Origin of the sequence: Streptomyces sp. LaBMicrA B280, assembly GCF_049222185.1 — a bacterium.
In the GTDB taxonomy this organism is placed as follows: domain Bacteria; phylum Actinomycetota; class Actinomycetes; order Streptomycetales; family Streptomycetaceae; genus Streptomyces; species Streptomyces murinus.
In genome coordinates this window covers 116,481-142,898 of record NZ_JBMJCT010000004.1, presented here as the reverse complement: position 1 = coordinate 142,898, position 26,418 = coordinate 116,481, and the positions used below count along the sequence as shown (strand labels likewise).

20 protein-coding genes and 2 pseudogenes are annotated in these 26,418 nt (G+C 71.7%); 18 read left to right on the top strand and 4 right to left on the bottom strand.

Features of this window, described 5'->3' with window-relative positions; translation table 11 throughout:
• The first annotated feature begins 30 nt into the window (after positions 1 to 30).
• From ACLF5H_RS04155 to ACLF5H_RS04145, 3 genes are all read left to right on the top strand, one after another.
• Entirely contained in the window at positions 31 to 246 is a 216-nt protein-coding gene (locus ACLF5H_RS04155; RefSeq protein ID WP_421674704.1) for a DUF397 domain-containing protein, read from the top strand.
• Positions 247 to 353: 107 nt separating this feature from the next.
• Positions 354 to 545, top strand: a complete 192-nt coding sequence (locus tag ACLF5H_RS04150; protein WP_402146244.1) for a DUF397 domain-containing protein — start codon at positions 354 to 356, stop codon at positions 543 to 545.
• 191 nt (positions 546 to 736) lie between these two features.
• Positions 737 to 1,180: an NUDIX hydrolase gene (locus ACLF5H_RS04145; protein WP_421674703.1), complete on the top strand. Its 444-nt coding sequence runs from the start codon at positions 737 to 739 to the stop codon at positions 1,178 to 1,180.
• Positions 1,181 to 1,249: 69 nt separating this feature from the next.
• On the opposite strand, the pseudogene ACLF5H_RS04140 reads toward ACLF5H_RS04145, so the two are convergent.
• A pseudogene (locus ACLF5H_RS04140) lies at positions 1,250 to 1,767 on the bottom strand (DUF6879 family protein).
• Between the two features lie 344 nt (positions 1,768 to 2,111).
• Between ACLF5H_RS04140 and ACLF5H_RS04135 the strand changes: the two are divergent.
• The 6 genes and pseudogenes from ACLF5H_RS04135 to ACLF5H_RS04110 all read left to right on the top strand — a co-directional run bounded on the left by ACLF5H_RS04135 (position 2,112) and on the right by ACLF5H_RS04110 (position 11,698).
• Entirely contained in the window at positions 2,112 to 4,361 is a 2,250-nt protein-coding gene (locus tag ACLF5H_RS04135) for a bifunctional glycosyltransferase/CDP-glycerol:glycerophosphate glycerophosphotransferase (protein ID WP_421674702.1), read from the top strand.
• Positions 4,362 to 4,508: 147 nt separating this feature from the next.
• Positions 4,509 to 6,710, top strand: a complete 2,202-nt coding sequence (locus ACLF5H_RS04130; RefSeq protein ID WP_421674701.1) for a bifunctional glycosyltransferase/CDP-glycerol:glycerophosphate glycerophosphotransferase — start codon at positions 4,509 to 4,511, stop codon at positions 6,708 to 6,710.
• Between the two features lie 2 nt (positions 6,711 to 6,712).
• Positions 6,713 to 8,922 (top strand): annotated as a pseudogene (locus tag ACLF5H_RS04125) (bifunctional glycosyltransferase/CDP-glycerol:glycerophosphate glycerophosphotransferase).
• 103 nt (positions 8,923 to 9,025) lie between these two features.
• Positions 9,026 to 9,379, top strand: coding sequence for a hypothetical protein (locus ACLF5H_RS04120; protein WP_421674700.1), 354 nt, complete (start codon positions 9,026 to 9,028; stop codon positions 9,377 to 9,379).
• Entirely contained in the window at positions 9,376 to 10,668 is a 1,293-nt protein-coding gene (locus tag ACLF5H_RS04115; protein ID WP_421674699.1) for a WXG100 family type VII secretion target, read from the top strand. Before ACLF5H_RS04120 ends, ACLF5H_RS04115 begins: the two co-directional genes overlap by 4 nt.
• Positions 10,669 to 10,693: 25 nt before the next feature.
• Positions 10,694 to 11,698 carry a hypothetical protein gene (locus ACLF5H_RS04110; RefSeq protein WP_421674698.1) on the top strand — a complete coding sequence of 335 codons (1,005 nt, stop codon included), beginning with the start codon at positions 10,694 to 10,696 and terminating at the stop codon, positions 11,696 to 11,698.
• 149 nt (positions 11,699 to 11,847) lie between these two features.
• Here the strand turns inward: ACLF5H_RS04110 and ACLF5H_RS04105 are convergent, their stop codons facing one another.
• Positions 11,848 to 12,261, bottom strand: coding sequence for an organic hydroperoxide resistance protein (locus ACLF5H_RS04105; protein ID WP_421674697.1), 414 nt, complete (start codon positions 12,259 to 12,261; stop codon positions 11,848 to 11,850).
• A 123-nt stretch (positions 12,262 to 12,384) separates the two neighbouring features.
• Here ACLF5H_RS04105 and ACLF5H_RS04100 point away from each other — a divergent pair, with 123 nt between their 5' ends.
• The gene (locus ACLF5H_RS04100) at positions 12,385 to 12,870 is read left to right on the top strand and encodes a MarR family winged helix-turn-helix transcriptional regulator (protein ID WP_421674696.1); all 486 of its coding nucleotides are present in this window, start codon (positions 12,385 to 12,387) and stop codon (positions 12,868 to 12,870) included.
• On the opposite strand, the gene ACLF5H_RS04095 is transcribed toward ACLF5H_RS04100, so the two are convergent.
• Positions 12,815 to 14,401: a glycosyltransferase family 39 protein gene (locus ACLF5H_RS04095; protein WP_421674695.1), complete on the bottom strand. Its 1,587-nt coding sequence runs from the start codon at positions 14,399 to 14,401 to the stop codon at positions 12,815 to 12,817. The two genes, ACLF5H_RS04100 and ACLF5H_RS04095, sit on opposite strands and share 56 nt — an antisense overlap.
• A gap of 180 nt (positions 14,402 to 14,581) precedes the next feature.
• Here ACLF5H_RS04095 and ACLF5H_RS04090 point away from each other — a divergent pair, with 180 nt between their 5' ends.
• The 4 genes from ACLF5H_RS04090 (at position 14,582) to ACLF5H_RS04075 (ending at position 19,674) form a co-directional block, all read left to right on the top strand.
• Positions 14,582 to 15,853, top strand: a complete 1,272-nt coding sequence (locus tag ACLF5H_RS04090; protein ID WP_421674694.1) for a glycosyltransferase 87 family protein — start codon at positions 14,582 to 14,584, stop codon at positions 15,851 to 15,853.
• Positions 15,854 to 15,897: 44 nt separating this feature from the next.
• Entirely contained in the window at positions 15,898 to 17,538 is a 1,641-nt protein-coding gene (locus ACLF5H_RS04085) for a glycosyltransferase family 2 protein (protein ID WP_421674770.1), read from the top strand.
• 140 nt (positions 17,539 to 17,678) lie between these two features.
• Complete coding sequence (gene galE, locus ACLF5H_RS04080; protein WP_421674693.1) at positions 17,679 to 18,674, top strand: UDP-glucose 4-epimerase GalE; 996 nt, start codon at positions 17,679 to 17,681, stop codon at positions 18,672 to 18,674.
• Between the two features lie 58 nt (positions 18,675 to 18,732).
• Positions 18,733 to 19,674 (top strand): ADP-ribosylglycohydrolase family protein, encoded by a 942-nt coding sequence (locus tag ACLF5H_RS04075; protein ID WP_421674692.1) that lies wholly within the window; start codon positions 18,733 to 18,735, stop codon positions 19,672 to 19,674.
• Positions 19,675 to 19,701: 27 nt separating this feature from the next.
• On the opposite strand, the gene ACLF5H_RS04070 is transcribed toward ACLF5H_RS04075, so the two are convergent.
• A complete protein-coding gene (locus ACLF5H_RS04070) occupies positions 19,702 to 20,340 on the bottom strand; it encodes a TetR/AcrR family transcriptional regulator (protein WP_421674691.1) in 639 nt (212 codons plus the stop codon).
• A 208-nt stretch (positions 20,341 to 20,548) separates the two neighbouring features.
• Between ACLF5H_RS04070 and ACLF5H_RS04065 the strand changes: the two genes are divergently transcribed.
• The 4 genes from ACLF5H_RS04065 (at position 20,549) to ACLF5H_RS04050 (ending at position 26,396) form a co-directional block, all read left to right on the top strand.
• Positions 20,549 to 21,460: an ABC transporter permease gene (locus tag ACLF5H_RS04065; RefSeq protein WP_421674690.1), complete on the top strand. Its 912-nt coding sequence runs from the start codon at positions 20,549 to 20,551 to the stop codon at positions 21,458 to 21,460.
• Between the two features lie 79 nt (positions 21,461 to 21,539).
• Complete coding sequence (locus tag ACLF5H_RS04060; RefSeq protein WP_421674769.1) at positions 21,540 to 22,349, top strand: ABC transporter ATP-binding protein; 810 nt, start codon at positions 21,540 to 21,542, stop codon at positions 22,347 to 22,349.
• Between the two features lie 181 nt (positions 22,350 to 22,530).
• Positions 22,531 to 24,726 (top strand): CDP-glycerol glycerophosphotransferase family protein, encoded by a 2,196-nt coding sequence (locus ACLF5H_RS04055; RefSeq protein WP_421674689.1) that lies wholly within the window; start codon positions 22,531 to 22,533, stop codon positions 24,724 to 24,726.
• Entirely contained in the window at positions 24,723 to 26,396 is a 1,674-nt protein-coding gene (locus ACLF5H_RS04050; protein ID WP_421674688.1) for a glycosyltransferase family 2 protein, read from the top strand. Before ACLF5H_RS04055 ends, ACLF5H_RS04050 begins: the two co-directional genes overlap by 4 nt.
• The last annotated feature ends 22 nt before the right edge of the window (positions 26,397 to 26,418 follow it).

Below are 26,418 nucleotides of genomic sequence, written 5' to 3'. Positions count from 1 at the left end.
TCCCCTCTGTTCCGGAAGGGAAGATCACTGATGGCTCACGTTGAAGACTCGTCGCTCCTGCCCGTGACGTGGTGGAAGTCGTCGGCGAGTGGTACGCAGTTCGACTGCGTCGAGCGCGGCATCGTCGATACGCAGACGATCGCGGTACGGGACAGCAAGAGGCCGACCGGCCCCGCGTTGCTTCTGTCGCGGGCGAGCGTTGCCAGGCTGGTGAGCGGTATCCGGATGGGCGGTTTCGAAGCGTAAGGCGCCACACAACGACAGAACGCCTCCCGCACAGACCGTTCGGGAGGCGTTTCTCATGCTCTCCGCTGGGCCATACCTGGACAAGGGACAGGAGGTAGCAAGGAACTATGAACAAGGCTGAGAACGCTCAGTGGTTCAAATCGAGCCACAGCAACGGAAACGTCAACTGCGTCGAGGTGGCCTACCTTGACGACGTGGTCGTCACGCGAGACAGCAAAGAGCAGGCGGGACCGATCTTGACCAGCGCCTTCGAAGGGTGGCGGGCATTCATCGGAAGCGTGGTCAAGGGCGAGCTATAGGGATTGCCCGGAGCGATCCGAAGGGCAACGCGCCTCCTGTGGCCACACAGGAGGCGTTTGTCAATTCCCACCGAAGAGGCCAGGTACCAGATGGCCTGCTCGTCTACGGCTCGCGCGCCGAATCGCCGACGCGATCCCCGCCCTCCCCCTACCGTCAGGGCCCCAGTCACCACCCCAACCCCCCAGGAAACATGAGCGGACAGCCGGCACAGCCCATCATCGACACTCACGTTCTTCTCCTCGACGGCGAGAAGATCCTGCTCTCGCAGAGAGGCGGCCCCTACGGCTACCGCCGGTGGCACCTGCCCTCCGGCAAGCTCGACCAGGGCGAAACCCTCACCGTCGGGGCGGCCCGCGAACTCTTCGAGGAGACCGGTGTCACGACCGACCCCGGCCACCTGGAACTCCGGCACGTCGTGCACCACCGCCAGGAGGACGGTTCCGAGCGAATCGGATTCTTCTTCGTGGCCACCGAGTGGGCGGGAACACCTGTCGACAAGGAGCCCGATAAGTGTCTCGCCCTCCAGTGGTTCGCCCCCCATGACCTCCCCGAGGACATCATCGAGTACCCCTACGCGGGCTTGCACGGCTGTCTCGACCAGTCCGGCACCCTGACGCTGCACGGGTGGCAGTAGCCACTGCGTATCAGCATCTGACCAACCGCACATGACGACCGGCCGGCTGTGGGCACGGAGCGGCTCTCGTCAGATCTTGTACAGGTGGTGCGGGATCGCTCGCTCCCAGACCGCTTCGAAGCCTGCGGAGCACAGCTTCACGGCTTCCGGGTCCGTCGTGATCTCGTCCTCCACCACCACGCCGTCACCCGAGAAGTGGTGCACCCGAAGCAGTGCGCCATCGAACAGCCAGAAGTCATTTCCCGGCAAGGGGATACTCGTGGCCTGTCTCCGCGGCAGCCTGCGCACTTCCTCACCGGCCGTGACGTTGGCACGGGTGACATAGTGCTCCCACCGGATGTAGAGTCCGATACCGGCTCGGAGATCACCCGGGCCCGGCGGATCGTCACGCCCCGGGCCACGGCGTCAGTGGTCAACTGATCGTAGGGGTGCCACCAGGACTCACGGTCCTCCCAGTCGATCCGCTCGCCCCGCTTCCACGCCTCGAAGCGGTCCGTCGACGCGTAGGAGTCACGCAGCTCCAAGTGGATGGCGGACCGCTCGCACTGGCCAAGCAGCTCAGCGAAGCCGGGCACGCTCGACGGCATCACATGCCTCCCTGACCAACGAGACGTCAGCCATGGGGCGGCTGGCGAACGCCGGTTGGTTCACAAGCAGTTACAGCGCCGCCGACAACGAGCGCGTGGAAGTAGCACTCCACGGTACGACAGTCCCCCGGGCCGACTTCGATCGCACGAGGGAAGCGTTGTCATGTGGCGACCGGGACGTGAACGCAGCGCCACAGAAGCCTCGTTGGCTCCCTGTCCGCCAGGACCCAGCCACCCCCTCCCGTTCACCGGGCATCCCCCGAATGCCGTACGGACCGTAACCCCGTCACCCTTTCGGCCGTTCCCGGGCAGAACGCCCGCGCCGTCAGACCCATGGATGTCCCGTGCCCAGGTTCAGTGTCATCGTCCCCGCGTACCAGGTCCAGGCGTATCTCTCCGAGTGCCTGGACTCGGTGCTGTCGCAGTCGTACCCGGATCTCGAAGTGATCGCAGTGGACGACGGTTCGCCGGACGCGTGCGGCGAGATCATCGACGAGTACGCGGCCCGGGATCCCCGGGTGAAGCCGTTACACCTGGCCGAGAACCGGGGGCTCGGCCGGGCCCGCAACGCCGGGATCGCGCAGGCCGGCGGCGAGTATCTGATCTTCCTGGACAGCGACGACACCCTCACCCCGGGCGCCCTCGCGGCGATCGCCGGGCGGATCGAGGCGACCGGCGAACCGGATGTGCTGGTCTACGACTACGAGCGCACGTACTGGGACGGCCGACGGGTGCGCAACCACCTCGCGGCCGAGCTGAGCGAGTGGGGCCGGGCGCCCTTCCGGCTCACGGACCGGCCCGGGCTGCTGCGGGTGCTGATGGTGGCCTGGAACAAGGCGTACCGGCGGGAGTTCGTCGCGGCCGAGGGCTTCACCTTCCCGCCCGGCTACTACGAGGACACCCCCTGGACCTTCCCGGTGCTGATGACGGCCGGTTCGATCGCCACGCTGGACCGGGTGTGCGTGCACTACCGGCAGCGCAGGCAGGGCAACATCCTGTCCACCACCAGCCGTAAGCACTTCGATCTGTTCGACCAGTACGAGCGGGTCTTCGCCTATGTCGCCGACCACCCGGAACTCGCCTCCTGGAAGCCCGAGTTGTACCGGCGGATGATCGACCACTACGGCGTCGTGTTCACCCGCCCCGGACGGCTGCCGCGCGGCAGCCACGGGGAGTTCCTGCGCCGGGCCCGCGACCACCACCGCCGCTACCGGGTGCCGAAGGCGCGGCTGCGGCGCCGGCATCTGCTGATCCGGTTCGGGCTGCACCGCACCTTCCGGGCGCTGCGCCACATCGCCGCCGCCCGCCGCCGTCTGCGGAGGCTCGTACTGGGTCCGGCGCGCGCGATGCGCTCCGCCGCGCTGCGGCTGCACTACCGGATCCAGCTGCGGCTGCCGCTGCGGCCCGAGCGCGCGGTGTTCGCCGTCGAGGGCGGGTACGGCGGGGACCCGGCCGCGCTGGAGGAGGCGATGCGCCGGTACGCCCCGCATGTGCGCTCCTCCTGGATCGCCGACCCGGCGCATCCGCGTCCGCTCCCGGCGGGCCCGCGCCTCGTCACCCCGGGCACGGCCGCCCACTGGACGGCGCTCGCCCGCTCCACGTACCTGTTCGGCGACGCCCGTCTCACCCGGGGGCTGCGCAAGCGGGACGGGCAGATCCTCGTGCGCGTCCTCGGCGGAACCCCCCTGGGACATACGGGACTTGATCTGGTGGAGCGACCCGCGGCCGTCCCCGGCGCCGACCCCGTGGGCCTGCTGCGGGACGTCGACCGGTGGGACCACGTCATCTCCGGCAACCGGCACTCCACCCTGACCTGGGAGCGGGTCCACCCGGGCCGCTGGACCACGCTGGAGTACGGCAGCCCGCGCACCGATGTCTTCCAGCGGGCCACCCCGGACGACGTGGCCCGGCTGCGCGCCACCCTGGGCATCCCCGCGGGCGCGGTCGCGATCCTCTACGCGCCCGCCCGCCGCGACCACCGCCGCACCCAGCACCTCCCGCTGGACCTGCCGAGGCTCGCGCACGGCCTCGGCCCGCGCTTCGTGCTGCTCGCCCGTGCCCACGGGGACGTCCCGGTCGAGGGCGCCCGGGTCATCGACGTCTCCACGCACCCCTGCCCCGAGAACCTGTGCCTGGCCGCGGACGCGCTGCTCACCGACCAGTCGCCGCTCATGTTCGACTACGCGGGGCTCGACCGGCCGATCGTGCTGCACACCGGGGACTGGGCGGCGTACACGGCCGTCCGGGGCGCCTATGTCGACCTGCCCGGCGCCCCGCCCGGCGCGGTGGGGCGCGACGAGGACGAACTGATCGGCGTGTTCACCGAAGGCCACTGGAACGGCGCGCGGGCCGCGCTGCTGCGGGCCGCGTTCCGGGAGCGGTTCTGCCCGTGGGACGACGGGCGGGCGGCCGAACGGGTCGTACGGCACATCGTGCTGGGCCGCACCGAGCCGTCCCCGGTGGTGCCGCTCGGCGAGCGCCGCCCGGTGCGCTCCGCCATGGCGAACACCTCGTATCCGGCGCGCTCCCCGCTGGTCACCGTGCCGCATCCGACCGGTCCGCGCACGGCCCCCAAGGCCGCCGAACACCGTTGATCCGCCCGGGAGTTCCCCTGCTCCGCGACTCGACCCGGCCCGCCCCGAGCCGCCCGCCCACCTGGCGCCCGGCGGGCCGGGTGCGCGCCGCGCCGTAGAGACACGACACGTCCGCAGGACGACAGAAAGAACGACAGAAAGAGCAGTATGCCCCGCTTCAGCATTATCGTCCCCACCCATGGGGTCGCCGGCCGACTGTCCCAGGCGCTGGACTCGGTCCTCGGCCAGTCCTTCGGCGACCTGGAGCTGATCCCGGTCCCCGACGCGCCCGACACCCCGGCCGCCGAGGTGGCCGCCGGGTACGCCGGGCGGGACCCCCGGGTGAAGCCGGTCCACTCACCGCCGTCCGCCGGGCTCGGCGGGGCGCGCAACGCCGGGATGCGGGCGGCGAGGGGCGCGTATGTGCTGTTCCTGGACGGCGACGACCTGCTGCCGCCGGGCGCGCTGGCCGCCGTGGACGCCCGGCTGACCGAGACCGCCGGGGTGGATGTGCTGTACGTGGAGCACGAGCGCGCCCCCTGGTGGGAGGGCGATCCGGTGAACCCGGTCGGGCCGCTGTTCGCCGGTGCCCCGAAGGGCGCCTTCGCCCCCGCCGAGCTGCCGGGGCTGACCGGCGCCGCGCTGCCCGCGTGGAGCGCGGTGTACCGCCGTACCTTCCTCACCGAGCATGAACTCACCTTCCCCGAGGGCCACTTCACGGACCTCGGCTGGGGCGGTCTGGTCACGGTCGCCGCCCGGCGGATCGCCGTACTGCGCCGGGTCGTCGTCCGGCACCGGCTGCGTCGGCAGGGCAGTCGGCTGAACCTGCCCGGCGAGGGCCAGCACGCCCTGCTCGACCAGGTGGAACTGGTCCTCGCGCGGGCCGCCTCGTGCGCGCTGCCCGCCGAACGCACCGGCCCCCTCTTCGACCAGCTGTTCGCGCTGGTCCTGAAGACCGCGGCCCGGCCGGAGCGGCTGGCCCGCGGACACCGGGCGTTCTTCCGCCGCGCGGCCCGCCTGTACCGGCGGTTCCGGCCGGCCGGGCACCGGATGCCGCGCGGCAGCCTCGGGGTGCAGCACCGGCTGCTCGCGGTCGGCGCGTACGACGCCTTCCGCGCCCTGCGCGACGCGAACCGGCTCGCGGGCCGGGCCGTCGAGACCGTGCCGCGCCCGCACGCGGTCCGCACCCGGCTGCGCTACCGCGCCGCCCTGCGCCGCCCGCTGGACCCCAATCTCGCGGTGTACTGCGCCTATTGGGGCCGCGGCTACGCCTGCAACCCGGCCGCGATCCACGCCAAGGCCCGTGAACTCGCCCCGCGGTTGCGCTCGGTGTTCCTGGTGGAGGCCGGGCAGGAGCACACGCTGCCGAAGGACGTGGAGTACGCGGTGCTCGGCTCGCACCGCGCCTGGGAGCTGCTGGCCCGCGCCACCTATCTGGTCAACAACGCCAACTTCGCGGAGGGCGTGGTCAAACGGCCCGGCAGCGTGCACCTCCAGACCCAGCACGGCACCCCGCTGAAGACGATGGGCGTGGACCAGTCGACGTACCCGGTGGTGGCCGCGCGCTCCGGCAGCTTCACCCGGCTGCTGGGCCGGGTCGACCGCTGGGACTTCAACCTCTCCGCCAACCGGCACTCCACCCGTATGTGGGAGCGCGCCTTCCCCGGCTCCTGGGAGGCGCTGGAGTACGGCTATCCACGCAACGACGTCTTCTACACGGCGACCGCCGCCGATGTGGCCCGGATCCGGCGGGAGTTGGGCATCCCCGAGAACCGGCTCGCCGTGCTCTACGCCCCCACCCACCGCGACCACCACTCCGGCTTCGAACCCGGCCTGGACCTCGCGGAGTTCTGCGCGGCCGCCGGTGAGGACGTCGTCGTGCTGCTGCGCGCCCACTACTTCTACGACCAGGGCCGCACCCGGCACTCGGACCGGATCATCGACGTCACCGCGCACCGCAGCACCGAGGACGTCTGCCTGGCCGCGGACGCGCTGATCACCGACTACTCGTCCATCATGTTCGACTACGCCAATCTGGACCGGCCGATCGTGATCTACGCCGACGACTGGGAGGTCTACCGGCGGTCGCGGGGCGTCTACTTCGACCTGATGGCCGAGCCGCCGGGACCGGTCGCCCGCACCCCTGAGGAACTGGCCGCCGTCTTCCGCGAACGCGCCTACGCGGACGCCGAGTCGACGGCGCTGCGGGCCGGATTCCGGGCGCGTTTCTGCGAGTTCGACGACGGGCGGGCCGCCGAACGCGTCGTACGGCGGGTGCTGCTGGGCGAGCCGCCGCAGGCGCTCCCGCCGGTGCTGCCGCTCGCCGAACGCGTCCCCGCCCCCGCCGCCGTGACCCTCGTGAGGAGCTGACCGTGCCCCGCTTCAGTGTGATCGTGCCCTGTTACCGGGTGCAGGCGTACCTGAGCGAATGCCTGGACTCGGTGCTGACGCAGTCGTACCGGGACCTGGAGGTGATCGCCGTGGACGACCGCTCGCCGGACGACTGCGGCGCGATCCTCGACGAGTACGCCGCGCGCGACCCCCGGGTGAAGGTGCTGCACCTGCCGGAGAACATGGGCCTCGGGCGGGCCCGCAACGCCGGGCTGCCGCACGCCACCGGGGACTACCTCTTCTTCCTGGACAGCGATGACACCCTCACCCCGGGCGCGCTCGCGGCGATCGCCGACCGGCTGGCGGAGAGCGGTGATCCGGAGGTGCTCGTGTTCGACTACGCGCGCACGTACTGGTGGGGCGGCACCCGGCGCAACGCCCTCGCGGAGGTGCTCGCGGAGGCCGGTCCCGGCACCTTCACGGCGGCCGGGTACCCGCGGATCCTGGATCTGCTGATGGTGGTGTGGAACAAGGTCTACCGGCGGGAGTTCGTCGCCGCGGAGGGCTTCACCTTCCCGCCCGGCTACTACGAGGACACCCCCTGGACCTTCCCCGTCATGCTCAGCGCCGGGCGGATCGCCGCGCTGGACCGGATCTGCCTGAACTACCGGCAGCGCAGGCAGGGCAACATCCTGTCCACCACCAGCCGCAAGCACTTCGACGTGCACGACCAGTACGAGCGGGTCTTCGCCTTCCTGGACGCGCATCCCGAACTCGACTCCTGGCGGCCCTACTTGCACCGAAAGATGGGTGAGCACTGCCTGGACATCCTGGCCAAGCCGGACCGGCTGCCGCCTGCCGACAAGGCCGAGTTCTTCCACCGCACGGCCGACCTGTTCCGCCGGTTGAAGCCCGAGGGCGCCCAAGTGGACGGCGAAGTGGCCCTGTTGGAGGGCGGCTGGGCGGGCTACCGGCTGCGGCGGCAGGCGGTCCGTGCCGGGCGGGGTGCGGCACGGCGGGCGGGCGCGGTACGGCGGGTGGCGGCCGGGCCGACGCTCTTCCGATCTGCTGGGCCTCGCTGCACGCCCGCCGCCCGCTGGACCCGGAGCTGGTGGTGTACTCGGCGTCCGCGCACCGGGGCCTGCTCGGCGACCCGGCCGCCGTCCACCGCGCGGCCCTGCGGATCGCGCCGCGGCTGCGCGGGGTGTGGGTGGTGCGGGACGCGGAGACGGCGGCGGGGCTGCCGCCGGACGTGGAGCATGTGATCGCCGGCACCCGGCGCTGCGCCGAGGTCATGGCGCGGGCCGCGTTCCTGGTGAACGACGTGCCCTGGACCGGCGTCCCGGCCAAGCGGCCCGGCGGTGTGCACATCCACACCCATCAGGGCACCCCGCTGAAGTACCTCGGCGCCGATCTGCTGGACAAGCCGGGCGCCCGGCTCGGCGTCGACGTGCCGCAGCTGCTGCGCCGCGCCGACCGCTGGGACCACAGCCTGGTCGCGAGCCGCTACGCGGAGCTGGTGTACGAGCGGGCCTACCCCTGCCACTTCGCCTCGGCGCGCACCGGCAGCCCGCGCAACGACGTTCTGGTCAACGGCGGTTCGAGCGACTTCCGCGCGCGGCACGGCATCCCGGACGACCACACGGTGGTGCTGTACGCGCCGACCCGCCGGGACTACCGCAGGGGCGGCCATGTGGACCGGATCGACGTGGCCCGGCTCGCGGCCGACCTCGGCGCGGGCCACACGCTCGTGGTCCGGCTGCATCCCGCGCTGGCGACCGGTCCCGCGCGCGGCCTTGGCCTCACGGAACTGGCCCGGCGCGGCACCGTGCTCGACGCGACGGACGAGCCCGACCTGGCCGACGTGCTGCTCGCGGCGGACGCCCTGATCACCGACTACTCGTCCATCATGTTCGACTACGCCAACCTGGACCGGCCGATCGTGATCCACGCCGACGACTGGGACGTCTACCGGCAGACCCGGGGCGCCTACTTCGACCTGCCGACCGAACCCCCCGGCCATGTCACCTACTCCCAGCGGCAGTTGACCCAGCTGTTCACCTCAGGACGCTGGCAGGACGACGACTCGACCCACCTGCGCTCCCGATTCCGCTCCCGCTACTGCGAGTTCGAGGACGGCCGGGCCGCCGAACGCGTCGTCCACACCCTGCTCCTGAACGAGCCGATGCCGGGCACGGTACGACTCCCGGGCCAGCCGACGACGGGACGGGACGCGCTGACGTCGGCGTGAGGGTCGTACCGGCTGGTCTCCGGCTTCTTCAGACCGCGTCCAGCACCCGGGACCAGCCGAAGGCCGAACCACTCGCGGAATCATGGCGGTGAGGAAGGAAGTCATGGGCGACAGCGGCGAAGTACTCGATATCAAGATCGCCGATCTCAAGGCGACAGCACCACGCTTCGACCATGAAAGCGTCGCCCTTGCGCACGCCCTGACCAAGCTGAGGAACGGGCTGACCGCGGCCGGGGCGCCATGGGGCGATGACGACCAGGGCGGGGAATTCCACAAGGCGTACGGGCCGCGCGTCGAACAGATCGAGCACGCCACCCAGATCCTGGTCACCGGCCTGGCCGGCATCCACGAGGCCATGGCCGACATGGCCGACGGGCACGTCGACAACGAAGAACTGGTCCACAGCATGTTCAGCCGGATCCAGATCCCTCATGGCGCCAAAAGCGACGGCCGGTGAGCGTCGCCGACAAGGCCCGCGAGATCGTCCAGGACATGACCGGCATGTGGTGGCCGGCGGCCGACGAAGACGGGCTGCGACATGCCGCGAAGGCATGGCGGGACTTCGCCGACGATGTCGAAGACGTCACCTCCGGCGCCAACAACGCGGCCCGCACCATCATCGAGCACAACAAGGGCGAGGCCATCTCCGCCTTCGCCGACCCGTACTGGCGTCGCTACTACTACGACAAACGCGGCTGGCTGAAGGATCTGGCAGACGCCGCTCGCGACATGGCCAAGGCGCTGGACGCCTACGCGGACGCTGTCCATGGAGCGAAGAAGAAGCTGGAACACGAGCTGGAGATTGTCGGCGCCACCTTGGTCGCCGGCACTCTGCTGGCTGTCTTCACCGCGGGCCTCTCGACGGAGGCAGCGGCAGCCGCGGCGGCCTCGGTCGCGGACGTGGCCGTCGGCTTGGGCATCGCCGTGACCGAGGAGATCGCCGCGATCGCGGGTACCACGCTGGCCACTGCGGCCTTCGCCGGCGTCGAATCGGTTGCCGTCGACCTGGCCGTCACCCAGCCCGTTTCCATCGCTCTCGGCGAGAGCAAGGGCCTCAGCCTCGACGAGGCCGGCCGGACAGCCGTTGAAGGGATGCTCTACGGCGGTATGTCCGGCGCCGCGGGACGCGCGACAGGAGTCGTCGCCGAGAACGGTTTCGAGGCGGTCTTCGGTGATTCACTGCGCGTGAAAAGTGCCGCCCTCGACCAGATGGGCAAGTCCCGCACATGGAATCTCCTGCGCGGCGAAGACTCGAAGGTTCCGGTGCCTCCGGGGAAACCCGGGGACTACGAGCTCGTATCAGGAGATCCCGTCTACTTCGGCAAGTCCACCACCACGATCGGCTACGACCAGCGCACCCTGAACAATCTGCAACGTGTCGCCCGGATGCCCGGCGTCCACGACGTGGTCGTCCACGGGACGAACGAGGGCGTGTTCCTGCCCGGGCGCGTCAATATGGCGGGCAAGACGCTGACCGACTTCGAGGTACACCCCAATAACGTCGTGGACGCGATCCGCAGCAACCCCGACTACCGCGGTGGACCGGTACGCCTCGTCTCCTGCCACTCCGGGGCCGACGCGAAGCCGCCGGAGCTGCCGCTGGCGCAGTCTGTGGCCAACGAGCTGGGCGTACCCGTGTACGCCCCCACGAACAGGGTGGGCACCTCACCCGACCTGGGCCTCAACCAGACTCCTACGATCGGCAACAATGGCTATTGGCGCACCTATCTCCCCCTGCACCACTGAGGCCCGCGGTTCGACTGGAGAGACGATGATCAAGCGAGTGGGCTTCTTCACCGAGCTCGGCGGCCACAGCGACGCGTCGGGCCCCGCCCCTTCGCTCCGGGACTCGACCCGGGTCGCCGGTCAGTGGGACGAAGACCAGGTGGTCGCATACCTGGAGTCATCCACCGAGATCTACTCCACCATGGGAGCCGAGCGGGACATCATCACCGGCGACGTGTGGATCCCAGGCGCCGGATCGCTGGTCACGGACGGCGCCTGGCTCTGGCCCGTCGAACTCGCACACTACGTACGCCACCACCACGTCGCTCTCCCCGCCGATTTCGTCGACCACATCCGAGCCAACGGCTACGCGAGCCCCGCCCTGTCCCGCGAGCAGGCCCTGGAAGTCTTCAACGAGTACTTCGACCGGGATGCCTCGGACGACTCGGCCGCACCAGGCTCTGCCCTGAGACCGTATTTCACGTGGTATTCGCCGACGCTGACCGGTGCAACGGGCCGAGAGCTGGTCAAGCAGCTCGGAACGGCGGGCCTCTCGGTCGCACATCCGCTCACGGACGCCGTGTTCGGCTTCGGCGAGACCGCGGAAGGCACAAAGGAACCGTTCATGGGTGGTCCCGGCCTACTGACGGCATCCCTGGCCGACGGCAAGTACCGCGAAGTCGAATTCCAGTGCTGGACGGGATACGACCAGTACTTCACGGTCAATGTGCAGCGCATCGATCCGTCGATCCAGAGATTCACCTTCCAGATCGCCGATCTCCCCTCAGCCGATCGGGAGAAGGCCGTCGCAGCGCTGGTACGAACGCTCGACCAGGGCGCGGCGCGCTGCCTCGGATTCGTCATCGACCGCGTCGGCACATCCGGCGGACAGGACTGGGACCGCATCCTGATCGGTTCCGGAGAGCGACTGGCCGTCTGGCCGGACATCGTCGGTATCCAGCGGGATCGCCTGCCCGCCCACCCGGAACTCAGCGCCGCGCAGCCCACTGAGTACGGGGCGCTCGCGGTCTTCCATCGCCCTGAGCGCTGACATCGGCGTGAGAGCCGTACGGCCGCAGCGCGAAAGCCGTACCGGCCGGTGGCGGGGGGGGGGGAAGCCACGGCCGGTACGGCGGCTGCGGGGTCTGCTCGGTCCTGTTCGACCTGCTCGGCTTGCCCGACTCGCTCGCCTTACCCGACTTACTCGACGACGAGGTCGACCTCGATGTTGCCGCGGGTCGCGTTGGAGTAGGGGCAGACCTGGTGGGCGGCCTCGACGAGCTTGCGGCCGGTCTCCTGGTCCACGGTCTCGGGCAGTTCGACCCGCAGGGTGACCTTCAGGCCGAAGCCCTCGCCCACCTTGCCGATGCCGACCTCGGCGGTGACGGCGGCGTCGGTGACGTCCACCTTCTCCTTGCGGCCGACGACGCCGAGGGCGCCGCCGAAGCAGGCCGCGTAACCGGCGGCGAAGAGCTGCTCGGGGTTGGTGCCCTCGCCGTTGCCGCCCAGCTCCACCGGCGGGGCCAGCTTGACGTCGACCTTGCCGTCGGAGGAGACGGCACGGCCCTCACGGCCGTGGGTGGCGGTGGCGACGGCGGTGTAGAGCGCGTCCATGACGAACCATCCCTCTCGATGTGTCCTGCGTCGTGCTGATTCGTTGGCTTCCTGCCGGCACAAGTAGAGCACACAATTTAGTTGCACACAATCAAATGCCGGACGAAGAGCTACCCTGGACCCATGACCGCTTCTCCCGCCGAGACCGAGACGGACTGGCTCCGCCTGGACAACCAGATCTGCTTCTCGCTGCACGCCGCGTCCCGCGCCTTCAACGGCGTCTACCGCGTGGTCCTCAAGGAGCTCGGCCTCACCTACCCGCAGTACCTGGTGATGCTGGTGCTGTGGGAGCAGGGCGAGCTGCCGGTCAAGAAGCTCGGCGAACAGCTGCGGCTCGACTCCGGCACGCTGTCCCCGCTGGTCAAGCGGCTGGAGGCGGCGGGCCTCGTGCGCCGGGAGCGCAGCGTCGAGGACGAGCGCTCGGTGCGGGTGCTGCTCACCGAGGAGGGCGCGGCGCTGCGCGAGCGGGCCCTGGAGGTGCCGCGCCGCATCATGCGTTCCACCGGCTTCGACCGCGCCGAGATCGCCGAGCTGCGCGCCCGGCTCGACCGGCTCACCAGCGCGCTGGACGCGGCGGCAGCGACGGAGGCCGAAGACTCGCGGGGCTGAGGGGCCGTACGTAGAGCCGTACGACGGTCCGCCCGCGCACGGCCTCGCCGCCCACGGTGAACTCCCGCTGGAGCAGGTCGAGTTTGGCCCGCTCGCCCGGGTTGCGCGGTGTCCAGCGGCCCGCCAGTACGGACCGGTCGGCGACGACCCACACCCGCCGCACCCCGGCCACCCGGCTCCGCACCTCCGGGGCCGGGACCTCCACCCCGTACAGGGTCCCGGACACGTCCCCGGCCCGCGCGAGCACGAGATCCCGTGTACCGCGAAACGCGCCGGGGTACGCCAGCTCGGTGTTGCGCGTGTACGCCGGCAGATACAGCACCGCGTCCCCCTTCCGCACCCCGTGCGCCGCCGCCCGCGCGATCGCCGCGAGGTCATCGGGCCGCCGGGCGGGGTCGCGGTCCTGCCGGAGGAGAGGGAACTGCTGGAGCGGGACGAGGGCGACGGCGAGGAGACCGAGGAGGGCGGCGGAGGCACGCCCACGCGACCAGGACCCGGTGCCCGGGCGAGCGGGCGGGCGCGCGCCCCCGGGCCGAAGGCGTGCCGCGGTCCCCGCCACCCACTCACCCCCCGCCGCGACCAGCAGCGGTGCCCCCGCCAGCGCGTACAGCACATACCGGTCGACGTACAGCGGCGGTGAGGACTGCGAAGCCAGCATCAGCACCGCCGGCGGCACCACCACCAACGGCGCCGCCACCCCCACGAGCGTGACCCGCCCCTTTCCCGCACCGGCCCCGCCCCGCAGCCCGGTCACCCCCGCCAGCAGTCCCGCCGGCACCCCCGCCAGCAGTCCCGCCACCGCGAGCCCCAGGCAGACCCAGTACACGCCCTCGGACGCCCCGAAGAACTGCCGGGCCAGCCCCGCCGCCGTCTCCCCCGTCGGCCTGCGCAGCCACGCCACCTGTGCCGCCTGCGCCCGGGACACGACCACCAGCGGCAGCAGGGAGAGCAGGACCGCCCCGGCCGCGCATCCCCAGCCCCGCCACACCCGTCCCCGCACCCGGGCCAGCGCCAGGGACAGACCGTGGGCCAGGACCACCAGCACCGCGAACTCGTGCAGCCAGCAGGTGACGCCGAGGACGAGGCCGTACCCCCACCACGCCCCGCGCTCCACCCCGCGCACCAGCAACACCGTCGCGCCCATCACCCCGGCGGCGACCAGCGCGTACGACCGGCCCTCCTGCGCGTAGTGGCCGACCATCGGGTTCACCGCGTAGAGCAGCCCCGCCCAGAGCCCCACCCGCGGCCGGGCCAGCCGCGCCCCCACCTCGGCCACCAGAGCCGTGGTCAGCACCGCACCGGCCACCGACGGCAGGCGCAGCACCACCTCGTCGGCGCGCACGGCGAGCACCGCGTGCAGGAGGACGTAGTAGAGCCCGTGCACCGCGTCGACCCCGTGCACGAGCCGCCAGATCTGCGGCACCGTCCGCCCCGCGACCTGGAACGTGACCGCCTCGTCCCGCCACATCCCGCCCCGGTCCACCCCCCACAGCCCGAGCGCCAGCATCACCGCCGCGGGTACCCCCACCACGACCGCGCGCCGCCCCCGCCCCCCGGGCGGCTTCCGCGACGGCGCTGGCACAGCTTCGACAGCTTCCACAGGGAGCCCGACGTTCACCACGGCCCGATCTTTTGCGATGAGACGATGTTTGCGGGTGATTGCGGCGTATCGCCGCCGATACTCCATCCACCCGGCTTAGGCTCCAACGCGATGAACGGTCCCCGTGTCACCCCCGGCCCCGTCCTCAAGCTCACCCTCGGCTGGCTCGCCACCCGGGCGTTGATGCTGTGGCTGCTCGCGCACGACAGTTCGCCGCTGCTCAGCGGCGGTTCGGTGGCGCGGGAGGTGGGGCGGTTGTACTTCCACTGGTACGGCGTGCTCGAACAGGGGTCGTACCCGGTGCACGACACGCTGTGGCAGTACCCGCCAGGCGCGGGCGCGGTGCTGCTGGCGCCGGGGCTGGTGCCGGGGTTGTCGTACGTCCAGGCGTTCGTGACGCTCACGCTGGCCGCGGACGCGCTGATCGAGGTGGCGCTGGTGCGCGCGGGGCGGCGGCCGGGGCGCAGTCTGCTCGGCGCGGCGCTGTGGACGGGCGGGCTGCCGCTGCTGCTGCACCTGCCGCTCGCGCGGTACGACGTCCAGGTCACCGCCCTCGCCGTCCTCTCCCTGCTGTCGCTGGCGCGCTCCCCGCGCGCGGGCGGTGTGCTCGGGGCGCTCGGCGCGCTGGTGAAGGGCTGGCCCGCGCTGGTGCTGCTGGGCACGCCCCGGGGCGCGGCGACGCGGAGCGCGTGGACATGGGCGGCGGGCGCCGGGGTCGTCGTCCTGGGGCTGCTGTCCGTCGCGTTCCGGCACCCGCTGTCCTTCCTGGCGGAGCAGGGCGGGCGCGGGGTGCAGATCGAGTCGCTGGGCGGTACGGCGCTCAACCTGGCCCGGCACGCGGGATGGTCGGGCCGGCCCCATTACCGGTACGGCGCCATCGAGTTGGTGGGTCCGTACGTGCCCGTCGTCGCCGCCGTGTCCCTCGCGCTGACGGCGGTCGCGTTCGGGCTGCTGGTGCTGTGGCGGGTGCGGGCGCGGCGCTGGACCGAGGCGACGGCGGCCGACGCGGCGCTGTGCGCGGTGCTGCTGTTCACGGTGACCAGCCGGGTGATCAGCCCGCAGTACATGGTCTGGCTGCTCGGGCTCGCCGCGGTGTGCCTGGTCTCGCGGCACACCGGTCAGCGCCCGGTCGCGGTGCTGGTCCTGGCGGCCTCGGCGCTGAGCACGGTGGTGTATCCGCTGTGCTACGGGCAGGTGATCGGGGGCAGTTGGGCCGGGTGTCTGCTGATGCTGGGCCGCAACGGGCTGCTGGCGGCCGCGGCGGTGCTGTCCTTCGTCAGGCTGTGGCGGGCCACGGTCGCACCGATGGTAAATGGTAGGCAAAGAACACAACCTTGCCCTGATTCCGACCGTCTACCAAACCGAGCACTAAGCCTCTCTTAACGGAGTATTACCGAACATTTCTACGCTCCCGGCCTGTGGACCCCATGCTTCCCGACCTGCCCGCCCAGTCAGAGAACACACAGACCCCACAGCGCACTCCGCGCACCGGTGCCGTCGGTGTCGTCGTGATCGACTACAACGACCGTGCCCATGTGGCCGACGCCGTGCGTTCGGCGCTCGCGCAGGGGCCCTCGGTCGCGGAGGTCGTCGCGGTGGACGACCGGTCCACGGACGGCAGCGCCGAGTGGCTCGACCGGCTGGCCGCCGACGACGCCCGGTTGCGGGTGATCCGGCGGGACGTCAACAGCGGTGGCTGCGGCAGTCCGCGCAACACCGGGATCGACGCGGTGACGGCGCCGTACGTGATGTTCCTGGACAGCGACGACGTGTTGCCGCCGGGCGCGGTGGACGCGCTGCTGACGGCCGCCGAGGAGGCGGGCGCCGCGGTGGCGAGCGGGCTGTGCGTGCGCCGGGAGCTGCCCTCGGGGCGTGAACAGCCCTGGCAGGAGCCCCTCTACACGGCGCACTCCGTTCTCGCGCGCCCCGCCCAGCGCCCGCTCCTGGTCCACGACACGCTGTGCGTCAACAAGCTGTACCGCACCGACTTCCTGCGCGAACACGGCATCCGCTTCCCCGAAGGCCGTTTCCTCTACGAGGACTTCGTCTTCACCGCCCGGGTGCTGGCCGCGGGCCCGCGCATCGCGCTGGTGCCGGACCGCGTCTACGTCTGGCACGTGCGCCGCGCCGCCGAACGGCTGTCGCTCTCCCTCGACCGGGGGCACATCGACAACTGGGAGGCGCGCACGCGGGCGTGCGCGCTGGCGTACGACATTCTGCTGGCCGCCGGTCAGAAGGAGCTGGCGCGGGCGGCGCGGGCGAAGTTCCTCGACCACGACGTGCGGATGTACGCGCGGGAACTGGGCCTGCGCGACGCGGAGTACCAACGCGCGTGGTGGACGCACACCCGTGACTACCTGCGGCGCTACGACGCCGCCGACTGGGAGCAGGACCCGGCGGCCCCCGGCCGGCTGCTGGGCCGGCTGCTCCTGGAGTCGCCCGAGCCGCGCGATCTGCCCCGGCTGCGGGACCTGGCCGCGCGTCCCGGCCGGCTGCTCCCGCCGTACGCCCGTACCCCGGACGGCGCCCCGGTCTGGTCCGGTGACCTGCCCCAGGTGTCCCTCGGCCCCTTCCTGACCGGCCCCGTCGAGACGCTCCCCCTCGCGCTGGACGCGGAGGCGCGGCCACGGGCGGGCACCGGGGCGCTCACGCTGCGGCTGCACGAGCTGTACGGCAGGGTGGCACAGGCGGGGCCGCGCGAGGTGGCGGTGCGCTGGGAGTCCCGGGACGACGCGCGGACCCGGGGGCGTACGACGGCCGCCCTCACCCCCGCCGGACCGGATCTCTGGTCGGCCGAACTGCCCCTGGACGTGGGCGCGTTCGGCGCGGGCGTCTGGGATCTGCGGCTGGCCGTGCGCTTCGCGGACGGCGCGGAACGCGAGGTCACCGCGGCCGCCCGCGCGGGCGCGGGGCGGCTCCGCCGACGGATCGTGCCCGACCTCCGGCACGGCGTGCTGCTCGTACAGCCGTACGCGACGCACTCCGGCGCGCTGGCGCTGCGCGTGGCGACGGGGGCCCGCGGGCTCGCCCGGATACTGCGCGGACGGCTGCGGCGACTGCTGCGCTGACGGCCGGCGGGCCGCTCGCTCGTACTGTGTCCGGAACCGCCGGGCCGTCCGGAACTGCTGAGCCGTCCGGAACTGCTGAGTCGTCCGGAACTACTGAGTCGTACTACTGGGTCTGGAACGAGACCGGGAAGAGAGTCAACGTGTCTGTCCTCATCGCCGGTGGAGCGGGTTACATCGGAAGCACCGTCGCGTCGGCCTGTCTGGACGCGGGCATCACCCCGGTGATCCTCGACAGCCTGGTCCGCGGCCGCGTCGAGTTCACCGAGGGGCGGATCTTCTACGAGGGCGACATCGCGGACGGCGCCCTGGTCGACCGGATCTTCGCCGAGCACCCGGACATCTCCGCTGTGGTGCACTGCGCGGCGCTGATCGTGGTGCCGGAGTCGGTGGCGGACCCGATCGGCTACTACGAGGCGAACGTCACCAAGAGCCTGGCCTTCGTCGAGCATCTGCGGCGCAACGGGTGCGACCGCCTCGTCTTCAGCAGTTCGGCGGCCGTCTACCGGGCCGAGGACGGCTCGCCCGTCACCGAGGACTCGCCGCTGGCGCCGCAGAGCCCGTACGCGCGGACCAAGGCGGTGTGCGAGGAGATGTTCGCCGACATCGCCGCGGCCGGGAAGATGCGGGTGCTGTCCCTGCGGTACTTCAACCCGGTCGGCACGGATCCCCTGCTGCGCACCGGTCTCCAGCTCAAGCGGCCCAGCCACGCGCTGGGGATGCTGATCCAGGCCCACCAGGCGGGGACGCCGTTCCCGGTCACCGGCGTGAACTACCCGACCCGCGACGGCACGGGCATCCGTGACTACGTCCACGTCTGGGACCTCGCGGCGGCCCACATCGCGGCGATCGAACGCTTCGACTCCATCCTCACCGCGTCCGCGCCGTCGATCGCGATCAACCTGGGCACGGGCTCCGGTACGACGGTCCGCGAGCTCTGCGCGGCCTTCGACAACGTCGTGAGCACGCCCCTGGCCACGATCGACGCGGATCCCCGGCCGGGGGACGTGGCCGGCGGCTACACCACGAGCGACCGCGCGTCCCGCCTGCTCGGCTGGACCCCGGCCCGCTCCCTGGAAGAGGGCATCCGCTCGGCCCTGGAATGGATCCCGGTCCGCGACAAGATGCTGGGGGACTGAGCGGGGGCGCGCCGCAAGGGGGCGCAGGGCGTACGCCGGGGAGAACTACCCTGAGCCGATGACTCCCCCTCGCCCCTCCGCCCTCGATCGAGCCGTCGGCGCCGTCGTCGGCAGCGCCGTCGGTGACGCCCTCGGCGCGCCCTTCGAGTTCGGGCCCGAGGGTGCCTTCTCGGGCCGTTTTCCGGCCGCCGGTGACGAGATGTGCGGCGGCGGTGGCTGGGACCCCGGGGAGGCCACCGACGACACGCAGATGGCCGTGCTCGTCGGCGAATCCCTCCTGGAGCGCGGCGGGTTGGACCTCCCCGACGTCTTCCGGCGGTTCCGGCGCTGGGCCGCGGCCGAGCCCAAGGACATCGGGTTGCAGACGGAGGCGGTGCTGACCGGCGGCCACCCCTGGGACACCGCCGCCGACCTGCACTTCCGGGTCAGCCAACGGGCCGCCGGAAACGGTGCGTTGATGCGGGCCGCGCCCTCCGCCGTGTACTTCGCGCGGCACGGCCGTACCGCCACCCTCGACGCCGCCCGCCGCCTCTCCGCGCTGACGCACGGCGATCCGGCCGCCGGTGAGGGCGCCGCCCTCCTGCACGATCTGGTCCGGGTCGCGCTCGCCGGTGGGGATCCGCTCGACGCCGTACCGGAGGCGCTCGCCGCGGTGCGGGCCGGTCAGCGTGCGCGGTTCGCGGTGGTGCTCGCGCCCGGCTGGCACCCGGACGAGGCGACCGAGTTCAACGGCGCGGTGTGGCCCTGCCTGGGGTCCGCCGTGTGGGCGCTGCGGACCACGGCGTCGTACGAGGGGGCCGTGCGCGCCGCCGTCGACCTGGGCGGCGACACGGACACCGTGGCGGCGGTCACCGGGGCGCTGGCGGGTGCGGTGTACGGGATCGGGGCCGTGCCGGAGCGATGGACCCGCGCCCTGCACGTGCCGCTGCCGGGCTTCGACGGGCGGGTGCTGCGGGCGCCGGAGCTGACCGCCCTCGCCCGCCGCCTCACCTCCCCCTGAGCCGCGCCCCGAGCCCCTCCCCGCCCCTCACAACGCCTTCAGCGCCCCCGCCGTAGCCCGTGCCAGCTTCTCCAGGTATCCCTTCGGCGGCTTCGGGGAGCGGATGACCACCGAGCGCCAGTAGAGCGGGCCGGAGATGAGGTCGAGGGCGAGGTCGGGGTCAAGGTCGGGGGTGAGCTCGCCGCGGGCCGTCGCCGCCGCGATGACCTTGCTGGCCACGCCCTCCTGACCGTCCCGCAGGGCCTTCTGGAACGCCTCGGCGATCTCGGGGTTGCGGGCCGCCTCGGCCTGGAGGTCCGGGATGACCTGGGAGGCCACGGGGTGGCGCAGCGCGCGCGAGGTCACCTCGTAGAGGAGCCGCAGATCGCCCTCCAGGGAGCCCGTGTCCGGCGCCGGCAGGCCGAGGACCGCCATCGCGGAGACCACGTCGAGCACCAGGTGCAGCTTGGAGCGCCAGCGCCGGTACACCGCCGTCTTGCCGACCCCCGCCCGCCGGGCGATCCCCTCGATGCTCATGCGCGCGTAGCCGACCGCGGCCAGTTCCTCGAAGACGGCCGCCCGGATGGCCTCGGTCACATCCGGACGCAGCACCGCGGCCCCGGCAGGGGTACGGCGGCGTGCGCGCTGCGGCGGTTCGGCTGCGGGCCCGGCGACGTTCGTGGTCATGGAACCCAGCATAGGGCGTTACGACGAAACGGTTGCGTTGCGACGTCATCACGTTCTACGCTCACGTCACGACGATACGGTCCCGTCCCGTCGTAAGAGAACGTGAAGAGAAACGTAAGGAAACGCCGGACGACGGGACCGGCCCGCCCTGGTTCCGGACACAGTCGGAGCCGTGGCACCCCCCTCCCCCCGAGCGAAAGCAGCGGATGTGAGCCAGGTCCTCGACACACCGCCCCCGATCCAGGCCCCGGCCGACGACCTCAAGGCGCTGGCCGCCCGGCACGGCCTGTCGGTCAGCGGCGCCCGCCCCTCCCTGCCGGAGTACGTCCGCCAGCTGTGGGCCCGGCGTCACTTCATCACCGCCTTCGCCACCGCCAAGCTCACCGCGCAGTACAGCGAGGCGAAGCTGGGCCAGATCTGGCAGGTCATGACCCCGCTGCTGAACGCGGCGGTCTACTACTTCATCTTCGGCGTCCTGCTCGGCACCAAGAAGGGCGTCCCGGACTACATCCCCTTCCTGGTCACCGGCGTGTTCGTATGGACGTTCACGCAGAGCTCGATCCAGGTCGGCACCCGGGCGATCTCCGGCAACCTCGGCCTGGTGCGCGCCCTGCACTTCCCGCGCGCCGCCCTGCCGATCTCCTTCTGCATCCAGCAGCTCCAGCAGCTGCTGTTCTCGATGGCCGCCCTGGTCGTCATCCTGCTCTGCTTCGGCGTGCCGGTCAGCGCCTCCTGGCTGCTGGTGATCCCCGCGCTGATCCTCCAGTTCACCTTCAACGCCGGCGTGGCGATGATCATGGCGCGCTGGGGTGCCAAGACCCCCGACATCGCCCAGCTGATGCCGTTCATCCTGCGCACCTGGATGTACGTGTCCGGCGTGATGTGGAGCATCGACAAGCTCACCAAGAACGACCATCTGCCGCACATCGTCACGGTGCTGCTCCAGACCAACCCGGCCGCGGTCTACATCGACCTCATGCGCTTCGCGCTGATCGACAGCTTCCACTCCAAGCAGCTGCCCCCGCACGTGTGGCCGATCGCCATCGGCTGGGCCCTGCTCGCGGGCATCGGCGGCTTCATCTACTTCTGGAAGGCTGAGGAGACGTACGGCCGTGGCTGAGCAGAGCGAGCAGAACCAGCGGACCACCACCGATCAGTCTCAGCAGACCACTCATCGGACCGAGCAGACCGGGCAGACCATGCAGAGCGAGCGGATCCCCACCGTCGTCGCCGACAGCGTCGACATCGTCTACCGGGTCAACGGCACCGGCACGGGCCGCGGCTCCGCCACCGCCGCCCTCAACCGCATCATGCGCCGCAAGCAGGCCGACACGGCCGCCGGTGTGCGCCGGGTGCACGCGGTGAAGAAGGTGTCGTTCGTCGCCTACAAGGGCGAGGCGATCGGCCTCATCGGCACCAACGGCTCCGGCAAGTCCACCCTGCTCAAGGCCGTCGCCGGCCTGCTGCCGGTGGAGAGCGGCCACATCTACACCCACGGCCAGCCCTCCCTCCTCGGCGTCAACGCGGCGCTGATGAACGACCTCACCGGCGAGCGCAACGTCTACCTCGGCGGACTCGCCATGGGCATGTCCCGCGAGCAGGTCAGGGAGCGCTACCAGGGCATCGTCGACTTCTCCGGGATCAACGAGAAGGGCGACTTCATCACCCTGCCGATGCGCACGTACTCCTCCGGTATGGCCGCCCGGCTGCGCTTCTCCATCGCCGCCGCCAAGGACCACGACGTGCTGCTCATCGACGAGGCCCTGGCCACCGGCGACCGCAGGTTCCAGGTGCGCTCGGAGGAGCGGATCCGCGAGCTGCGCGAGACGGCGGGCACCGTCTTCCTGGTCAGCCACAACAACAACTCGATCCGCGACACCTGCGAGCGGACGCTGTGGCTGGAGCGCGGCGAGCTGCGCCTGGACGGCCCCACGGAGGACGTCCTCAAGGAGTACGAGGCCTTCACCGGCGACAAGGCGAAGAAGCCCGCCCCGAAGAAGGCCGCGTAACGCGCTCACAAACCCCTCACCACATGAAGGTGGCCAAGAGGGCAACCAGGGACCCGGGACGTCTGTCTAACACCCGGGTCCCTTTCTTCTTACCCCGAACGTGGTCATCCCTTTCATCCGCTTAGTGACAGTATGTTATGAAGGGTGATCCTCCACCGACGAGCCGAAGGAGTCCACCGCGATGCCCCAACTCAGCGTCATCGTCTACGGACCCAACGCGCAGGGGCATCTGACGGAACTGCTCGACTCCCTGGAAGCGCACCCCCTGTCCGACGCCGAGGTCGTGGTCGCCGCGGTCGGTGACTGGGCCCGGGAGACGGCCGAGGCCCACGCTCCCGACACGGTCGTGGTCCCGCTGCCCGACGGCACCACCGACGCGGCCGCCCGGGCCGCGGGCGCCGCCCGTGCCAGGGGCCGCTGGCTGCACTTCGTGCACGCCAAGGACGGGCTGCCGGCCGGCGCGCCCCGCCTGATCGCCGAGCGCGCCGCCGAGCTGGACGACTCCGTGGACGTCCTCCTCCTCGACCACCTCACCACCACCTGGCAGGCCGCCGCCCGGCCCTCCCGCGACGGCCGCTTCCTCGCCGCCGTCGGCCGCGCCGCCCTCCCCCTGGACGAGGCCGTCGACCTGCTGCGGCTGACCCCGCTGCTCGGCAACCGCGCCCTGCGCAGGGAGTTCTGGGCGGCCCACGAGGAGCGGCTGACCACCGACGACGAGCCGCGCGCCGCCCGCGCCGCCCTGCTGTGCGCGGGCCGCGTCGCCTGCCTCAACCAGGTGGCGTACGAGAACCGGGAGCTGCGCCCCGAGAGCCTGCCGCCGCTCACCCCCGAGGACCGCTTCGAGCTGGTCGAGCGCTACGAGTCGCTGATGCCGCTGGCCCGCGACCGCCGCGCGCCCCGGGTGGTGCTCTACGACCTGATGATGCGCGACCTGGTGCGCACCTTCGCCGGTGAGGACCTGCCCGACGAGGTGGCCCGCGAGTTCTTCCGCCGCGCCTCCCTCGCGGCGGTGCGCTGGCGGCCCGAGCGCCATGAGCACCCGGCGGGCGTGGAGGGCGTACGGCACGCGCTGCTGGAGGAGGGCGCGTACACGAAGTACCGCGCGTTCCAGGCCGCCAACCGCGCCCGCCGCGCCGCCCGCAAGGCCGTACGCGTCCGTAAGCGGCAGGTCGGCGCCAAGCTGCGCGAGCAGCAGTACCGGCGCGCCCTGAGCCGCCCCGTCGACCCGGACCTCGCGGTGTTCGCGGCCTACTGGGAGCGCGGGGTGGCCTGCAACCCGGCCGCGATCGCCGCGAAGCTCGCCGAACTGGCCCCGCACATCCACCCGGTGTGGGTGGTGGCCAAGGACAACACGGCCCTGCTGCCGCCCGGCACCGACCATGTGGTGCCCGGCACCCGCCGCTACTGGGAGGTGCTGGCCACCGCCAAGTACCTCGTCAACAACGTCAACTTCCCGAACGCGGTGGTCAAACGGCCCGACGCGATCCACCTCCAGACCCATCACGGCACCCCGCTCAAGCGCATGGGCCTGGACCAGATCGAACACCCGGCCGCCGCCAAGGGACTGGACTTCGACGCGCTGCTGGCCCGCATCGACCGCTGGGACTACAGCGTCAGCGCCAACAGCCACTCCACCCGGATGTGGGAGCGCGCCTACCCGGCCCGCTACACCTCGCTGGACCACGGCTATCCACGCAACGACGTCTTCTACACCAGCGGCGCCGACGCGGTCCGCGCCGCCCGCGCCCGGCTCGGCATCGCCCCCGGCAAGACGGCGGTCCTCTACGCCCCCACCCACCGCGACTACGAGGCCGGCTTCACCCCCCGCCTCGACCTCGCCGAACTCGCCGACCGGCTCGGCGAGGACACCGTCCTGCTGGTGCGCGCCCACTACTTCTACGGCGGCGCCACCTCCCCGCTGACCGGCCTGCGCCGCTCCGGGCGGCTCATCGACGTCTCCTCCTACGACCCCGTCGAGGAGCTGTGCCTGGCCGCCGACGCGCTGGTCACGGACTACTCGTCGATCATGTTCGACTACGCCAACCTGGACCGCCCGATCGTCGTCTACGCCGACGACTGGGAGACCTACCGCACCACCCGCGGCGTCTACTTCGACCTGATGACCGACCATCCGGGCCAGGTCGCCCGCACCCAGGAGGAGCTGACGGAGATCTTCCGCTCCGGCGCCTGGCGCGACGAGACCGCGGCCAAGGCCCGCACCGCCTTCCGGCGCCGGTTCTGCGAGTACGACGACGGGCGCGCCGCCGAACGGGTCGTACGACGGGTGTTCCTGGGCGAGCCGGAGGACGCCCTGCCCCCGGTGCTGCCGATCGAGGACCGCACCCCCGCCCCGACCCCCGAGGAGGCCACGGCATGACGACCCCGGCCACGACCCCCGACGTCACGGTCACCGTCATCGTGTTCAACGACGCGGACCGCCTGCCCCGGGCGGTCGCCTCGCTGCGCGCGCAGACGCACGCCAACATCGAGATCGTCATCAGCGACGACCACTCCACCGACGACACGCCCGCGGTGGCGCGCCGCCTGGAGGCGGAGGACCCGCGGGTCCGCTACCTGCGGCTGCCCAAGAACAGCGGCGGGTGCAGCGCGCCGCGCAACCGGGCCATCGAGATCGCCCGCGCGCCGTATCTGATGTTCCTGGACAGCGACGACGAACTCCCGCCGCAGGCCGTGGAGTCGCTGCTGGCCGCGCACCGCGAGCGCGAGGTCGACTTCACCATGGGCGCGGTGCGCCGGGTACGGGTGGACAACGGCCGTCGTACGACATGGATGCCGCACCTGGTCGCCGAGCGGCGCACGGTCGAGGGCATCGAGGCGGACCCCCGGCTGCTGTTCGAGCACCTGTCGACGAGCAAGATGTACGCGCGCTCCTTCCTGGACCGGCACGAACTGCGCTTCCCCGAGGGCATCCACTACGAGGACCAGCTGTTCTCGGCCCAGGCGTACTGCCTGGCGAAGGCGTTCACGATCATCCCGGACCCGGTGTACGTCTGGTACATCGACCCGTTCGCGGCCGCCGCGTCGGCGTCCATCTCCAACCAGCGGCACAAGGTCACCAATGTGCGCGACCGGGTCCATGTGCAGCGGCTCATCGACGACTTCCTGGTGGAGAGCGGGCACGCCGGGCTGCGCGAGGACAAGGACTTCAAGTTCCTCAAGCACGACTTCCGGATGTACGCGGGCGATCTGCCCTACCGGGACGAGGAGTGGCTGGCCGCGTTCGCGGACATCATGAACCCCTACCTCGACACCCTGGCCCCGGGCGCGTTCGCCCGGCTGCCCCGGCCCGAGCGGGTGGTCCTCGAACTGCTGCGCTCCGGGCGCCTCGACGACGCGCGGCTCGCGGCGCGGGGGCTGGGCCAGGAGGTGGCGCCGCGCCAGGTCACGACGGACGCGGCGGGCGTGCCGTACTGGGGCGGGAGCGTCCCGGACACCGAGCGCGGCCGACGTGAACTGTCCGTGGCCGACCTGGAGCTGGAGACCCGGCCGTTCCCGACGGCGCAGTTCCGGCACGAGATCACGGACTTGAGCCGGGGCAGCGGGGCGACCGTGACGCTCGCCGTCCGGACGTACGACCCCGGGCTGCGGCTCCCGGTCGGGCCGCAGCGCGCCGGTCTGATCGTCTCCCCCGGCGGGCGCCGGATGACGGTGCCCTTCCGGCTCGACCCGGTCAGCCCCGGTGTCTTCGAGGGCACGGTGCGGCTGGACCTCGCCGCCGCGCGGATCCCCCTCCAGGGCTTCCAGGGCATCCGGCATCCGCTGGTCCGCCTGAACCAGCAGGGCCTGTGGAACTCCGGGGTCCTGCTGGCCCCCCTGGACTTCCCCCCGGCCACGACCCGCGTCGACTACCGCTCCGGTGCCTCGCCGCACGCGGTCACGGTGGAGCCGGAGGGCCGCAACCCCGGCCGCCTGCAGCTCCGCTGGGAGCCGGTGGGGGTGACGGCGGTGATCCGGCCGGTGCTCCACAAGGTCGCGCGGCCGAGGGTCCGCAAGGCGGCGAAGCTGGTGGCGAGCCTGCTGAAGTAGCGAGCGCCGCTGGGCTCCGGGT